A 16377-nucleotide genomic window follows, 5' to 3' on the forward strand; every position below is an offset into this window, starting at 1 on the left:
TAGCGGTTCAGGTTCAACTATATATGTATCTTATTTCCATTATAGTGATTACCTTTCTTGAGTCTACCTACTTTACACCTGAATTTTGCGAGTGAACTTTGAAAGGGTAACGAAATATCAGGATCATTTGCGCCTGTACGCGAGCAAAAGACATACGTGACGTGAATTCCAGACTACCCACCTTGTGAGGATGGAAGCACGCGACACCTCGTAATCAACACAAATTAGCCGTACGGATTATCACCCGTACGGCTAATTTTGAATTTATTCAGCTTTGAAAATTTGGAATTGTTAAGGTTTAACTACAGAGAGTAGAGACTCATTCCCCTCAGAGATCACCGTCACATCTGGTGCAAACGTAGCATCACTTACATGTAGCGTTTCTCCAACTTCCATAGCACTAATGTCAAATTCAATCGACGTTGGCAAGTGTCTCGGCAATGCCTCCACTTCAATAGAAGATAATTGAACTTGCACGACTCCGCCTTGCTTTGTGCCAATCGGTGTGCCATTGAACTTGACAGGAATTTTTGTCCGCATGATCTCATTGGTCTGCACCTGTTGAAAATCCACATGAATCAAATTTCGTGTAACCGAATCCCGTTGAAGGTCTTCCAATAATACGGTCAATGAGCCTTTATCTTCAAACTGCAATTCAATAAAACCAGACGCTCCATGCTTCAACCATTTTTGAAATTCTATTGTTGGAATATGAATCATCTCATTCTCCGTATTTTTGCCAAACACAATACCTGGCAAGCGCCCGGATTTACGTAGATCCTTAAGTCGAGAAGAATTTAATGGAATGCGGGTCTCCGCCTGAAAACTAGTAGTCATGCTATGTTCGCTCCTCTTTATTAAATGATATTTTCACATTTTTCATACTCATCCAACCATCCCCTGTTGGGGCTAAAGAGAGAAACATAGCATCACCACCTCCATATACGATCCAATTGATTTTAAAATACATTTAATGTAAGCACCCATAATATACATGAAGGCACTCTACTCCGAAGAGTAGAATGCCTATGGGATGCTTCAACCCTATCATAGAAACATCGATTTGTCGATTTAACCCGCCATATCCCATTTTGACGACTGGAACAGGCCTTCATGTCCTCATCTCAAATGTATACATCCTCGATACTCGTTGGATTCGTCAGAATTTATCGACCTGCGTAATTCCTCAAGCCACATGTCCATGAGCACCTTATTTCGGGGACAATAAAAATCGCGTCCTCTAAGGAGAGAACGCGAAATAAAGCAGATTGATTTTGTGTTTCAGCATCGTCAATTAACGCTTTCGGGCCACCACCGCTAGCCTACCGTTTTCGGTCGAATACTCGCATGTGGACAGTACAATAAGCTTGTCACCATACTGTGCTGTTACGCCTGTGTCATAAAGAGAGAGTTGTTTGATATTCTGAACATATGAATCGAACTCGGCGGGCGTATTTACATTCTCAATCTGGTAGTATTTAAACACGTCGTCCGATTTGCGATAAACTTTTGACAGAATAACGGCAACAATCTCATACTCTTCCTTTTCGTAAAGCGTGCTGAACTGGAACGTCGCATGCTCTTGATAAAAGCTTTCACCCTTGTACTTCATTAAATCTTTAAACATCCAACCACTTTTCATGTGGTGACCATGAATCAGCAAAATGTCTGAATTGTTGGTCGTACTAGACTCGTCCAAAAAAGGAAGGCCGCCTTGATTTTCATTTTTATCAAAATCATGATTGAGATAGTACTCCGAATCCTGTGGGCTCTGCATGACTGGGTACTCAATTCGGGTACCATCAATCTTCAGCCAGCCGACGATGTCTGAGTTCCTCTCGTAAAGATCTCGAAATTCGGGAAGCATAACCGGCTCATTGCCTTTATTGAACAAGGTGGTGGGGATTGCATCCCCTCCACCTTGTTCTGATCCTTCTTTCCAAACCTTTGTTAACTCTTCGATTTTCTGCTTCTCTGCATAGTCTCGCAAGAAAGTCCTCGCAAGACTAACAAGTGAAAATACCAACACAAGCAAGGAAACAGCGATAAGAATTTTTTTAGTTTTGCTCATTTTCTTACCGCCTTCCCTTCCATTACTGGATGTGCTTTTTTTTCTTGTGCCCGAGCAGACAGAACCCGATCGTCATTAAGGACATTAGCGACAAAACCATATACAAGAATGGCGATACGCTGTTATCTCCAGTTTTCGGAGCATCGTCCAACGCGTTGCTATCGTTCTTAAGCTGATCGTTACCATTGTCCGGATCTGGCGTTACGATGCCTGGTTCAGGCGTTACCGTGCCTGGTTCAGGCGTTACCGTGCCTGGTTCAGGCGTTACCGTGCCTGGTTCAGGCGTTACCGTGCCTGGATCTGGCGTTACGGTGCCTGGATCTGGCGTTACCGTGCCCGGATCTGGCGTTACGGTGCCCGGATCTGGCATTACGGTGCCTGGATCTGGCGTTACGGTGCCCGGATCTGGCGTTACGGTGCCCGGATCTGGCGTTACGGTGCCTGGATCTGGCGTTACGGTGCCTGGATCTGGCGTTACGGTGCCTGGACCAGGCGTTACGGTGCCGCCTCCGTTGTTACCATTGCCGCCAGTGCCACCACCAGAACGAATTGGCTTCATTGGCACATCGTACCTGACAATGTCAAAATCGACTGAAATCGTACCACTTGTATGCGTTTCGTATCCGTCCTTCGTTACGATCAGATAGTAATCCGCTTCAGGAAACACCATGTACGCATAGAAGCCATTTGCATCACTATTCTGCTCCGGGCTCTCGTTGTCGTACGGCGGGAAATTTGGAACCTTTGGAAGCGTTACTTTCGTGCCCGGAGTGCGGCCGTTATCTCTATTCCGCTGCGTATCCGCATAATACAGTGTAACTTTGGCTCCATCAATTTTCTTGCCAGTGACGGCATCTCCTGTCGTTTCATCATAGACCGTACCGTAAGGGTCGACTAACTCCTCTGAAATATTCAGCTCTCCGTTAGCTTCAACGTCAAGTTGCGCTACTTTGAGGAGCAATTCCTCGCCTGTCTCAGCTTGATAGCGAACTTCCATTGTGTACTTCTGCTCGCTTAGCCCTTCCACAGAGAAAGTTCCATTCGAAGCCATAGGAAATGCTTTAGGTTGGCCGTTTTCCTTAACATAAATGCCATCCTTGTCTTTCAAATAGATATGCATCTGACTAGTCAACAAATCGTTGAATAGCACTGTTGTTCCATCCAGTTGTTTGAACAGAATGATCCCCACGGCCGTAATGTCCGCTGGAACAGTCTCGTCCGTTACACTGCTGTTCACATTTGCTTTTTGCGTAAACTCAACAGGTACATCCTTACCGCCTACCCGATACATCTTCGTATATCTGATCGTATAATCGGTATCCGCTACGGCTGGAATTGAATATTCACCCTTCTCATTCGTCTTCGTCTGAATCTCTTCGCCTGTCTTCAGATCGGTTACCGTAATCGGTGCATTCGGAATGACTTCTCCTGTGTTATTGTTACGCAGCACGCCTTCCAGATACGGTCGGGTATTGGCAAAATGTGCTTCAGACAACTTTTTCTCTGGAATAGTGCCAATGTGAATGAGACTCTCTGGATCAGTCACATAGCCATCTTGCGTATAATCATCTTGGGTCACTTTGTACTGAAGATTGGTTGGAAGCCCTTGGACAATGAGCGTCTGGCCATCTGTAAGCTCAAAGCTCTGACCGCTCTTGATCATGCCCTTGCTGCCGTCTGACTTCTCATAGACGTAGGATTCGTCCGATCCCTCGCCAGTGAAGGCAACCGTGTACTTAAACAGCTTCTTCTTGTCTTCATCTTTGCCTTTAACTGTGTTGCTGATTAATAGGCCGCCCTTCAAGACTCGCACGTTCGTGAATGGGGTATCTTCATCAATGCCTTTCATGACTCCGGTATAATACCGTTCCTCAGGAGTAGTCATGTATTCATCGGTTGTGTAATCTTGTTGGGTAACGGTGTATTTCAGATTCTTAGGCAGGCCCAAAATATCCAGTGTCTCTCCATCCTTGAGGCGGAAAGTACCGCCGGACTTGATCGTACCTGTGCTGCCGTCTGTCTTCAAGTAAGAGTAGCTTGCCTCTTTGCCTGTATCCTCAAAGTTGACGGTGTACTCGAACTCCTTCGTTTTATCACCACCGTTGCCCATGACCGTATTGCTGATGGTCAGCTTGTTAACGGTCCGTTCATTGATGAAGTCCGCCTTGTGATCACCTTTATTCACGATTGAGCCAGACAGCTCTCTCGTACCCGGTATCGTCGTATAACCGTCAACGGTTGTATAATCAGCCTCGGTTACGGTATAGACCAGATCCGCAGGCAAGGCTGGGAACGTCACAGATTCCCCGTGCTTGAGGACAATCTTGTCTCCGCTCTTGATCGTGTCAAACGTATCATCCGACTTCTTATAGGTATACTCTCTGTCCTTACCTTCGCCTGTGATGGTCACGGTGTACTCGAACCCTTTGTCCGGATCACTGCCGTTACCTTCCACCTTATTGGTAATGGTCAGCTTGCCTTGGGCCGGTGTAGGCACGATCAGCGGATTATCAGAGGTTAATTTCACCCCGTCTACCCAGATGGGCTTCCCTGGCGTATTCCCTACATATACTTGGTATACTCTTGTAGTTGGCAGCCAAGTATTGGTGTCAATATAAGTTTCTTTCAGCTCATAATACCCTGGATCAGGGAATAGCAGATTAAGTTTCCCTCCGCTATCGGTTTTTCCTTTGGTGATTATAGTTCCGCCGTCTTTCTTATAGAGTGTAAACTCTACGTCTTTTAGCGGATTGCCATTGGGATCTACCTTTTTCAGAGGCAATAGGGCATTGGAACTTGAACTGCCCGCCACGTCCGAACTGTCCAGCGTGCTTTCACTTCTGGCACTGACAGATTTCAGATTGTCATCGCCCTCCAGTTTTACCTCGTTGCCCATTGTGTCTCCAGCTTTCGCTGTAGATGGATCAACTTCTGTTTGGTAAACAAACTGGTAAAGTTGATTAGGGTCGTCCATTTTAAATGTTAGAACCGTAGTGCCACCTGCGCCTGGTACAGCTTCTACTTGAACTTCAGCATTCGGGTCGCTGAGGTCCAGTGCTGCGCCCTCTCGTTCCAGAGTGCCGCTTGCGGTCAATTTGGCAGGATAGACTGCCATACTAGGTGAAGTCAGCACAAGATTTCCGTTTTCTTCATAACGCAAATTCATGCCTGCACCCAGGGTATCCTGCAAATAAACACCCTGCTTCATGTTAAATGGCGGGGTATAGTTCACCGTCCATTCCAGCACTCCTGGAACTGGCTTAGTTACCGACTTTCCAAGGGACTGAATTGGTACAATAACTTTGCGCTGTTCGGTGACAACCTTCTCCACTCCACCCCATGTCATATAAAGGTCGGCTTTGTTATACAGCACCTGTTTGTCTGTACCGTTGATGGTGTATTCCTCTAAATACTTCTGCAGAGCATCATTGGAAGGTCTTGCCTTCACCAGAATGATATAAGGACTTTCCAGCTTGGAGAAGGTGAAAGTACCCTCGTTTCCAATGTGTGAGAAATGGACTACATGAGAACTAGTACCTGGTTCAATTAGAGTTCTAGCATCGTTTCTAACACCATATTCTGTTCCTCCGCCATTGTCCGAAAATCCTTTCCAAAGCTCGAAATCCTTAGTTTCAGAGAAAGGAACGAATTCCCAGCCTTCGGGAAGTGTATCCACTAGCTTAATATTACTAATGACTCGATTACCGCCATCCTTAGCCATTTCTTCTGTGTTATATCCAGGCATATTTACCGCTAAACGGAATGTGACCGTTTTGGTTGTCCTGTCATAGGCAGAAATCGTCCATGCTTCATTGTTATCATTTCTAATGTAACTGCTAACGTTATTCGGCGTCACATTTTCAAATGTACCATCTACTTTTAATGGCCTCGAAGCAAAGAGCATATCCTTGTTCAACATACGCAGGTGCAAGTTGGCGCTGTTATTTGCTTGTTTTACGCTTTCGCCATCAATGAGCAAAGCCCGATTCGAGCTTATTTTCCCTGCGTTAATATCCTGTCTGAAGAGAATGTTTGGGTTGGTCTCAAGTGCACGGAAGCTGAAGGATGCAGCTTCTTCGGTGTATCCGGTCACCTTGATCAAATCGGCCACTACTTTACCGTCTACGGTTAAGGGAATAGCTTTCATCGTCAAACCGGTTGCATTCGACTTCAAAGTTCCCGCTTTGTACTGCTTCCAAAGCTGCGCAGAAGTGATATTTGCTTTAATTTTCGCAATTGTCTCCGCACTCACCTCGCTGGTTTCATCTACAGCGTTGTCCAAGACGTTTAAGTCACCGCCATGCACAAGGACATCGTATATTGCCGCGTTAGGTAAGGCGTACTGTGGTGTTAGATTAACGGTCCACGTGATACTACCCAAGTTATAATCCTCGGTTGATACTGCGCCTGTTTTTGTAAACGTGTGTGCGCCAATGCTGACGATTGCCTCATCCGTCACGGCAATAGGTCTTTTACCCGTCATTACATCGTTGTTCTGTATCCCCCCTGGTGTATCCAAATTCCAGTTGGCACGAGGGTCAATTTGGAAGCTGGAACCACTTATCGCCTTGCTTTTAATCAACAATTCGACTTTTCCGTTAATATCCCCGAAGGAATAAACGCCGTTCGAATCTGGTGTAATTGGCGTCTCTTCAGATACAGTGCCATCTACCCATGTCTGCCATGCAGCTGATTCAAATTCCAGCCCAGCCGGTAATACATTTGTGATAGTAAAGTCTTTTAATCCTTTTTTGTTATATTGGTTAACCGCGATCTTCCATGTAATGGTTTCATTCGCATGATCATACGAAGCACTGGCTTGAATCCAGTCGGGAGCAAAGGCAATCTCCAAACCTGACTGCACCAATATATTATTGTCTTTTCTCAGTTCCACTTTGCCATTCATATCCCGGTGGCTGCGACCGAGATTGGCTGGCGGATTCCGATACTCGTAATAATAAGCTTCCTTTGAAATCCATGTTTTATATTCAACCTTTGGATCTAGACCTGTTCCCTGTGGAAAAATGTAAGTCAGCGATCCGTCTGGACCAACGACTGGGGTTACATTTTGGTCATTTACTTTAAATGAATCCTCCATATAGGTGCCGCGGACATTTCCAGAGCTGGTATTATACGTTGAGGGATTCGTATAAAAGGTCTTTCCGTCTAGTGGCAATTTGATTGTTTTATCAAACTGATCAAACGCAGATACGGTTGACTGCCAGGTAACAGCTCCCTCAACAAATTGTGCTGGTTGAATTCCGCGATAGCTATACTGATCCCATCTGATCATTCCAGGCGAGCTTAAAGTAATGTTATACTCTGCTGTAACATCTGGGTTCTCTAGCTGATATGCACCACCAAAGATGTTGATCGGCTTTTTATCCCCATACGCCAATCCCGTTATATCTGCATTGGCAGTAGATTCAAAGCTGAAGGCAATGCCTCGTCCAACACCATTGAAAAAATAATCATCACCGTTAAATACAATCTTGATGCTATTTGGAGTAAAATGGGCGGTACCCAGCTGTTTTGTACCTGATTCCGTCTGTGCATTCAAGGTTTTAGTAGCTGTTGGCAGCATCACTTCCTTGAAGTAATCTTCTTTTTTCAGCTCGATCCAGTCACCCTTTTGGATGTATTTCTCAGGATCTGCATTAGTTGGATTTGGGTCATCACCATTCACTGGTACCTTGAGCCCTTCCGATTTGAGCGTAAAGGGCTGTCTACCCTGAATAATACCGTTTGGATTAATAACAGCATTCCCCTGTGTCACTTCCAGCGGGAAGGTTGAATTAGATTCCATAAATACCGCTGTTTTGTCCGTTGGGACTGCCGCCATCGCTACGAAATTGCTCGGTGCATCGTACATTGCCTCAGGTACCGAAAGTGGTTCGTCGGCACTCGGTGAGTCAGATTCAATGACGGCTTCCATTCCGGAATCGGTTGGCACACTCTCCGCATATGCGGCGGTGGAGTATATCACTGTCTGCAAGACGAGCAACATTGCCAGAAATAAAGACAATAACGGTTTACCTATATTGCGTTTTTGTTTCAAACGAAAATCTCCTCCACTTCTAAAATTTTTGCAGCAACCAGAAACTTTTTCCCTTTCCTTTGGCCATTCCATCCTTACAACAGAAACTGATAAAATTCATCAAGTTCATATGGCTTGCCTTACCATTTTACTTTAGAGCCCTTACCAAATTCTGAACACTAAGCGGTAACCAGAGCATAGAGCCAATTCTGACATGGATTTCTCCATAGAATCGTGGATTTTAAGCATAAAAAAACATCCTAAATTGGAATATGGCATTCTCCTGGATAAACCCTTTTCACCAATTAAAGAACTACTTGATGAGAGGATTTATCCGTAGAGGAATGCTCATTCTCCCGATAGGATGTGTTTCTCTGTTTTAATATAAAGTTTGAATAAGTTCTACATTATGAAGCTTTTGCTGCAACAGCTTTTTCAATCAATGCTTTTGCATCGTTAGTAGTCAGACCTTGTTTAGGTTGAAGTGATTTTTTATCTGTTCCAGCAAAAATACCTTTGTCAATCAGTTTTGCCATAGGTTTAATTGCATAAGCAGACACGGATTTACCATCTTCAAAACTAGCAATAATCGTAGCAGCATCTTTATCAGTCGCTTGATCTTTTACCAATTTAGCAAGAATGGTAGCAGCTTCTTCACGCGTGATATCCCGATCAGGATAGAAGTTTCCACCATAACCTTGAATGAATCCAGCATGCGTAGCTTCAGCAATCGCATCTGCATATGCAGCATTAGCGGCAACATCCTTGAATGCAGGTGCTGTAGCTACTTCGTTAAGTTTCAACATGTCGACCAGAGCACTTACAAATTCAGCACGAGAAATGACTTCTGTTGTTACGGGTGTTTCTGTTGGCTCGGTAGATGCAGCCAGGTTTGTGATACGTCCTTCATTTTTTACTACGATGCTACCGCCTTTATACGTGTCTACGATGTATTGGTAGAATACATCCAGATCGATAGGACCTGCCAGAGATGATTTAGCATCCAGCAGCACTTTATAGTTATCTCCACCTGCAGCCATAAAGTTGTTAACTACAGCCGTATATGTTTTTGCAGGATCAATCGTTGTTCCATCTTCCAGACTGAGACCAGTAACGCGTTCTGCGACCGGCTTATTGAAATCTGCAGTGTATTTTAAACCAGAGATTTGGAGTGTTTTGGTATTAGGTGTACCGTCAGCATTGGTACCCCATTGTTGCTGCAACAAGGTTTTAACCTGTTCGCCAGTCAGCTCCAGTTTTACTAGAGTATTACCAAACGGTTGGATTTTGGCAAGATCAGCAAAGGTTACATCGCCTTGTGGCAGATCCGCACGAATACCACCTGGATTCATAAATGCAAAGTCAGCAGCACTTGCCTTATCCCCAAAGTCTGCTTTACGCATTGCATCTGCAATCAGGTTGCCTAGAGGCGCTTCATTATTGTAGGCATCTGTACGCAAAACAGAACCATCTGTTGTACCCACTGGCTTCGTCAGTTCAGGGTGCTTGTCCAATGATTTCTTGATAATTGCCAATGTTTCAGAGTCTTCTTTTACACCCTCTTGGAAAGTCGTTGTAACAGTCGCTGATTTTTCGGTTACATCCCCGGTAGCAGGGTCAATCATCAGCTTGATATCTTCAAACGCCGTACCATAGGAATAAGCCTGAACGATCAGCTTTCCGTTCACTTCACCGTTAGCCAAAGCATGATTATCACCTGCAACGATCACGTCAACAGGGGAATCTGCTGGTAAAGCTTTTGCCAGATCAGCCGCTTCTCCAGTCGTTACGCCTTCTTTGGTGGTTGCTGGATCATGTGCCAACACGATGATCGTTTCTACACCTTTATCTTGTAATTCTTTTGCATATTTATTAACGGCTTCAACTTCTTCTTCTGGACTTAAGAAACGTACGCCAGCTGTCCCCGATGGAGATACTTTAGCAGGTGTGGATTTCGTCACTAGTCCGATGAATCCAATTTTGACTCCGCCTACTTCTTTGATTACATAAGGCTTGATCAGTGTTTTTCCGGTAGCGGTTTCAATGACGTTTGCATTAACGTAATCAAATTTTGCACCGGCATGCGTTACCTTACCTTCTTTTGGATCAAGGCCACCAAAGATCTGTGCCTTCAAAGCAGCAACACCTTGGTCGAATTCATGATTCCCTAAGGACCCTACATCAAAGCCCATCATATTCATCCATTCCATGGTAGGCTCGTCACGATCCAAAGATGAGGCTGGAGCAGATGCACCAACAGAGTCCCCATTATGGAAGAGTAGGGAGTGTTCATATTTGGCTTGAGCTTCTTTGAGATAGGTTGCTAGAATTGGAGCCGTTCCTGCTTTCTTATCACCCACGATTGATGTGGTATCTAACTGACCGTGGAAATCATTGATTCCAATCAAGTGTACTTCTACATCGTTACCTGCGGCAGAGACAGAACCCGCTGCGCCCAATAGTTGCGTGAGTAATAGTGCGGCAGTAGCTACACGCAGTGTGCTTTTGCCCAAAACTTTTTTCCAAAACATGAATGAAAAAACCCCTCTCCAATTATCGATCCTGAGATATTTTACCATAGTTCAATTCAGAAAAGTCATAGAAAATATCAAATGGTTGTAAAAATATTTGGGAGATTGATAGAGAATAGGTATGTTTACTAATGACTAAACTTAAAGACACCCCGCAGGGTGCCTTTATTACCTTCATATAACGGCTCATAAACTAGCTCAACACGTTCAACAACAAGAGTATCTTTCATCCAAGTTTACTTTCAACTCTATAGAGATTGAGATATTGCTCAGTTAACTACGATTCCTTTATGCTCTAACATGTTCATTAATAGAACGACGGCCTCTGCTCTGGTGGTTGGTGATTTAGGTATAAAATTGTTGTTTCCCATTCCTTCTACAAGACCAAGTTCCTTCAGAGTTTCCACAGAGGTTTTCGCCCAAACAGGAATCGATTTGTCATCTGCAAAAGACGTTGTAGCATTGTCTATATTAGATGCCTTGAGTGCATTCGCAACCATCACTACCATCTCGGCACGTGTGATATTGGCGTTCGGCCGGAACGTGTCGTCTGGATAACCGCTAAGAATGCCTTCTTGCACGGCTTGCGAGACTGCCATTTTGGCCCAAGTTCCGATCTCGGTTTTATCTGAGAATACCAATTCCACTTCTGCTTTTTGTGAATTCAACGCACCCATCAGCATGACTGAGAACTCAGCACGTGTAACGTTCTTCCCCGGATTGAACGTTCCATCGGGATATCCGGTGATTATACCGCTGCGTAACGCTTGTTGAATTCTTGCTTCAGCCCAATGTCCCGAGATGTCGCTAAAGCCCAATTCCGTCTTCGGTTCAACTGGACTATTCAAGATGGGCTTTCCACTAGTTTGATCAACAACAAGGACAGCATACTTCGTGAAGTGATTGACCTCGACTGTGATTTGATTCCCTTGAATAATACCGCCATCCACTTTCTCCCATGCCTTGTTCACTTCATCATAATAAAAAACAGCTGCCGAATGATGACGCTCAAGACCTGTTGAATCAAATGTAAATGTCAGTTTTACCGGTACGAGGAAGTTCTCCGTAAAATTCTTCAGAAGTTCAAATACCGGGCTGGCCAGAATTTCTTTATGTGTTAGCAAAGGTTCCGTATTGGAAACTTTATCAATGGATAATGTCAGCTCGCGAGATGATGCCCCTGCTGGAATTGAGATTTCAATGTCTTTGCCCAGGCTGACCAACCCTGACTTACCAATTGGCACGGTTATTTTACCCGTTGTTGATTTGATTGTATTGTCTATCGGGGCCATTGGTGCAGAAGGACTGCTCGGACTTATTGTTTGTACCGGCTGTACAGTAAAAACAGAGTACGGATTGGACTCCGTAATCCCCTGACCTGCGTTACCTGCACCATTAAACACTCCCGTATTTTGAAGGGTGATGACATTGACCGATTTGCTCACATTCGCTTGCGGGGTTAACGTTGCTGTCCACGTCACTCCCCCATCGGTTGAACGGACAGTAGTCAGTGTACCGCTTGCAATCGTCAGATCTGCGTTATCAAAACCTGACACGGCCTCAGAGAATATGATTGTTACCAAGGATGTTTTGCCAAGAGTAAGTGTTCCATCAGCTACAACAATCGTTGCCGTTGGTCGGGAGGTATAGACCGCGTAATTATTTGAAGCAGTCGTTCCCGTGCCTGTGTTGCCTGCAAAATCGCTAATACCCGAATTATCAAGCGTGATGACATTGGTTCCATCATCAATTCCTACAGTTGGTATCAATGTCGCAGTCCATGTAATCCCCTCATCAGATGTATGCACAGCACTCAGCGTGCCGTTTGCAACAGTCAGGTCCTCATTGGTAAAGCCTGTAATTGCTTCCGAAAACGTAAAGGTGACCTCTGATGTCTTGCCGGCAGTCAGGTTCATATCGGCGACGTTAATCGTTGCTGTCGGTCTGACCGTATCAATGGCGAAGTTATTGGAATCCGTTGTACCTATACCTGTTATGCCGCTTTGATTCACTACACCCGTATTATGGAGTGTAATCTTGTTCGTTCCCACAGTGATGCCGGCAGTAGGGGTAAATTTTGCTGTATACATAATATTGTCGTTCGTAGCCAGATTGTTAATGGTTCCATTCGTCACCACAAGGTCGGCAAGCGTAAAACCGGTCACTGCTTCAGAGAAGGTGAAGGTCACATCAGACGTCTTGCCAATATTCAACGTTGTATTGGCTACGACAATCGTTGCCGTTGGCTGGGCGGTATAGATCTCATAGTTATTCGAAGGCGTTTTCCCCGTGCCCATATTGCCCGCAAGATCACTAATGCCCGTATTATCAAGCGTGATAATATTGGTTGCATCGGTGATACCAAAAGCTGGCGTTAATGTCGCGGTCCATGTTATACCTCCATTGGAGGAACTAAGGCCACTCACCGTACCATTCTCAACTATTAGGTCGTCAACGCTAAAGCCGGTAACTGCTTCGGAAAATGTGATGGTGATCAGTGATGTCTCCCCAGCGGTAAGGACCGTATCGGCTACAACAATGGTTGCTGTCGGTCTTAATGTATCAATAGTATAATTACTCGAAGTGGACGTGCCCACACCTACAATACCGCCTAGATTCATCACACCTTCGTTGTTCAGGGTTATGACGTTGGTTGCATCTGTAATATCTGGTTTAGGTGTGAGAGTTGCGGTCCACGTATAACCTCCATCCGAAGAGACCGGTGCAGTCAGTGTGCCGCTTTCCGGAACAGTTAAGTCTCCATTGTCCAACCCTTGTACCGGTTCCGAGAACGTAAAGAATACCTTTGCGGTGGTGCCAATTCCCAGCAGCGCATATTCCATCGAAATTGTTGATGTTGGAGCCGCAGCATACACCTTATCTGATGCTTTGAGGCACAACAATCCTGCCATTAGGGATACCACCAGAACAATAATTCCAATCTTCTTCCTTAAATACATATGCTCCTCCTCTTAACGCTCTCTGGGCTCCTCAATAAAATCAATTCCCTTTTAAATACTTCAAATTTATTCTAAACCAATTCGACACATACGTTCGAATTCCTATACCCGCAAATAAAAATAAATCATTTCCCAAGCAGAAACTACGAACCGTAAGTCGAGATCGAAACTAGTAGCATTATTCATTGATGTCTTCCTCTATTGAACAGATAGAGTTTCGTAGAAAATAATGTATTTTATCTTTTTAGTTGCTATAATGGAATAAAAAGTAATATATCCATTTACATATAGTGCATTGAAGCAACTAATTTTGTCTATTAAAGGAGGTGAACCGGAGAGCATTGTATATCTGATTTCCCTTTAATTATCATTGGGGGATGTGTTGATTGCTCTTTCACCACTCCTGACCGAACACTGCGTCGCCATATGGCATTATCTGTGAGTGTTTATTGTATTAGGTATGAAGCCTCAACCATTCTAAGGAATATAGGAGTGTGTCCAATGAATCATTTATTTTTCCCCAAATCTTTTCGAGTTTTTTTGGCTTGCTTGTTGATTCTTGCATTTGCCGTACCAGCGACTGCTTCTGCTGGCTATCTTGGAGATAAGCTCACGATCGGCCAAAGTATGGCTAAGGGAGACTATCTCACTTCGCAAGATGGCAGATTTTCAGCCATATGGCAGAATGACGGGAATTTTGTCATCTATCAGAATGGTTCTTCTCTTTGGAGTAGCGGTACCAGTAACAGTGGGGCTCTTTCGTTCAAGTTTGAACCACAATACGGGAAACCCGTCATGTATAAATATGGAATGAAATATCAAGATGTGTACCAATATGGCTATCGCTATGGTTTCAACCCGGCTACAGGTAAATTCGAATATTACACCGGTTGGGGATGGGATAAAGTTTTGATGATTGATACTTCTGTACAGGTAGCTGCTTGGTCTCCCAATACCACCTCATGGATTCCAGGTCATCACGGGAGCAGCTTACCAGCTAACACAACGGGTGACACACTAGTCATGCAAAGTGATGGCAATTTAGTACTGTATAACACAACGCTGACCAATAGCAATTATCCGAACAGTTGGATTCCTGTCTGGGCTTCGAATACGGGCGGGCGCTAAAAGAGAAGAGAACTGGAACGGAATGAACTAAAGTACGATGGAGAGCTGCGTGATACGCGGCTCTTTTTTTGTTTTCCGAGGAAGTTGATAGACCCATCACTTAACAAAAAGAGGCCACCCAGTAAAAACGGCTGACCTCTATACATAACGTCGTATGAACTATCCCGATCTCTATATTTCGGGGAATTATAAAAGGCTAGAGATTCTATTACTTTGCCGCCTGAGCCTTTTTCAATTTATCAGCAACGGCTTGAGTGTTGGATTGGATAGCAGCAGTTGCTTTGTCCAATGTTTTCTTCCCGTTTGCTACCTGTGTCAATTCTTTCAATACAATTGACCGAAATCTCAATTCAAAATTTGGTGACTTGTTCATGAGAACATAACTTGTTATCGATGAATCCAGATTAGGTTTTAATTTGTAGAATGCATCCAACTTGTAACCGGAGTACTCTTTAATCATGCGAGATAGAGGAGCACCGATACTATTATTCGAGTTCTTGGGTTTATAGTATTCATTAGCGTATTCTTCTCCATTGAAATATTTGATGAAATCCCAAGCGGCATCAACATGAGATGCGCCTGCTGGAATCGCGAATATCTCATGAATATATACGTTGCCTGTTGATTTTCGGTCCTTAGCCGCAGGGCCGGCAGCAATACCAAGTGTGAAAGGTTTGTAATTCTTCACACTATTTTTTGCTGCTTGCAGGGACTGCAACTGACTAATAGAGGCTACTTTCATAGCAGATCGTCCCATAATGAACGAATTACTTTCCAAGTAACTTTTGCCGGACAGACTGATCAGCTCGTCAAGTACTCCGGACTTCGTTGCCTCACTCGATAGACGATAAGCATTTTTCCATGCAGTTGTATTTGCAGTAGCCTTTAGGGTGTTTGGATCCAAGTACGTTAATCCTTCTGTTCTGGCGATATCCATTACCAAATTACTGGATCCAAAGGAGCTTAGGCCCCAAATTCGGGAGTTCTTATCTCCCTTGGTTGGGAATTTCTTAGCAAGATTCAATATCTCTTCCCATGTCATCCCATCCGTTGGTGTTTTAACATTGTACTTTTTAAATAAATCAGCATTATACAGAAGAGCGTACGAATCCGCTTTTGGGCTTAACCCATAAAGTTTGCCACCGCCTTGTTCCTTCAATTCATCAAGCAAGCCGGGGTATAACGTTGTCGTGTCATACGTATCTCGTTTAATTAAAGGTTCTAAATCGACCAGTTTTTTATCTTTAGACATTTGTTGGTATTGGTAAGGGGGTAGCATCACAAGATCCGGTGAATACTTTTGGATGGCCCCGTTGTAATCCCTAATCGCTTCCATACCTCCAGGTGTAACTACTTCAATATTTACATTCGGGTACTTCTGACTAAACAGATCTCCATATGTCATTTTGAAATCATCTTCATTCCAGTACAATACTTTTAAAGTACGTGTCGAATCTGCCTCGTTGTCCGAATTTGCAAAAACTTGCTTGCCTGTGCTGAAAACGGTTGAAATACCGATTAACATAACACTTAGACTAACGAGCATGGCCTTCTGTAATACCTTATGCTTCAAAAATAAAACCTCCACTCATGTATTGTTCAAACGATTATTCGCTTGTGTTGTACTCAGTATAGAAGTGAAAGCTTATC

The 16377-nt window shown here is 44.1% G+C and carries 7 protein-coding genes and 1 pseudogene; 2 read left to right on the plus strand and 6 right to left on the minus strand.

All coding sequences use genetic code 11. The features are described from left to right. Positions 1-291: 291 nt before the first annotated feature. Both ACETMN_RS32895 and srtB read right to left on the minus strand, forming a co-directional pair. A complete protein-coding gene (locus ACETMN_RS32895; RefSeq protein WP_091012247.1) occupies positions 292-837 on the minus strand; it encodes a 50S ribosomal protein L25 in 546 nt (181 codons plus the stop codon). Between the two features lie 457 nt (positions 838-1294). Further along, positions 1295-2071 (minus strand): class B sortase, encoded by a 777-nt coding sequence (srtB, locus tag ACETMN_RS32900; protein WP_091012245.1) that lies wholly within the window; start codon positions 2069-2071, stop codon positions 1295-1297. A 206-nt stretch (positions 2072-2277) separates the two neighbouring features. Between srtB and ACETMN_RS32905 the strand changes: the two genes are divergently transcribed. After that, the gene (locus ACETMN_RS32905; RefSeq protein ID WP_411736454.1) at positions 2278-2718 is read left to right on the plus strand and encodes a hypothetical protein; all 441 of its coding nucleotides are present in this window, start codon (positions 2278-2280) and stop codon (positions 2716-2718) included. Between the two features lie 599 nt (positions 2719-3317). Here ACETMN_RS32905 and ACETMN_RS32910 read toward each other — a convergent pair. The 3 genes and pseudogenes from ACETMN_RS32910 to ACETMN_RS32920 all read right to left on the minus strand — a co-directional run. Beyond that, positions 3318-8201, minus strand: a pseudogene (locus tag ACETMN_RS32910) (carboxypeptidase regulatory-like domain-containing protein); the annotation flags it as partial. 314 nt (positions 8202-8515) lie between these two features. Then, a complete protein-coding gene (locus tag ACETMN_RS32915; protein WP_091012241.1) occupies positions 8516-10639 on the minus strand; it encodes a 5'-nucleotidase C-terminal domain-containing protein in 2124 nt (707 codons plus the stop codon). Positions 10640-10908: 269 nt separating this feature from the next. Continuing rightward, positions 10909-13599, minus strand: coding sequence for an Ig-like domain-containing protein (locus tag ACETMN_RS32920; RefSeq protein ID WP_091012240.1), 2691 nt, complete (start codon positions 13597-13599; stop codon positions 10909-10911). Between the two features lie 501 nt (positions 13600-14100). Here ACETMN_RS32920 and ACETMN_RS32925 point away from each other — a divergent pair. Beyond that, a complete protein-coding gene (locus ACETMN_RS32925) occupies positions 14101-14727 on the plus strand; it encodes a hypothetical protein (RefSeq protein WP_091012238.1) in 627 nt (208 codons plus the stop codon). A gap of 208 nt (positions 14728-14935) precedes the next feature. Here the strand turns inward: ACETMN_RS32925 and ACETMN_RS32930 are convergent, their stop codons facing one another. Further along, positions 14936-16300, minus strand: a complete 1365-nt coding sequence (locus tag ACETMN_RS32930) for an ABC transporter substrate-binding protein (RefSeq protein ID WP_091012237.1) — start codon at positions 16298-16300, stop codon at positions 14936-14938. Positions 16301-16377: the final 77 nt, after the last annotated feature.

The organism is Paenibacillus sp. M2 (genome assembly GCF_046713495.1).
Classification (GTDB): Bacteria; Bacillota; Bacilli; order Paenibacillales; family Paenibacillaceae; genus Paenibacillus; species Paenibacillus amylolyticus_B.

Coding starts and splice junctions, on each gene's coding strand:
- ACETMN_RS32895 (WP_091012247.1), bottom strand. CDS start 837: ATGACTACTAGTTTTCAGGCGGAGACCCGCATTCCATTAAATTCTTCT.
- srtB (WP_091012245.1), bottom strand. CDS start 2,071: ATGAGCAAAACTAAAAAAATTCTTATCGCTGTTTCCTTGCTTGTGTTG.
- ACETMN_RS32905 (WP_411736454.1), top strand. CDS start 2,278: ATGCCTGGTTCAGGCGTTACCGTGCCTGGTTCAGGCGTTACCGTGCCT.
- ACETMN_RS32915 (WP_091012241.1), bottom strand. CDS start 10,639: ATGTTTTGGAAAAAAGTTTTGGGCAAAAGCACACTGCGTGTAGCTACT.
- ACETMN_RS32920 (WP_091012240.1), bottom strand. CDS start 13,599: ATGTATTTAAGGAAGAAGATTGGAATTATTGTTCTGGTGGTATCCCTA.
- ACETMN_RS32925 (WP_091012238.1), top strand. CDS start 14,101: ATGAATCATTTATTTTTCCCCAAATCTTTTCGAGTTTTTTTGGCTTGC.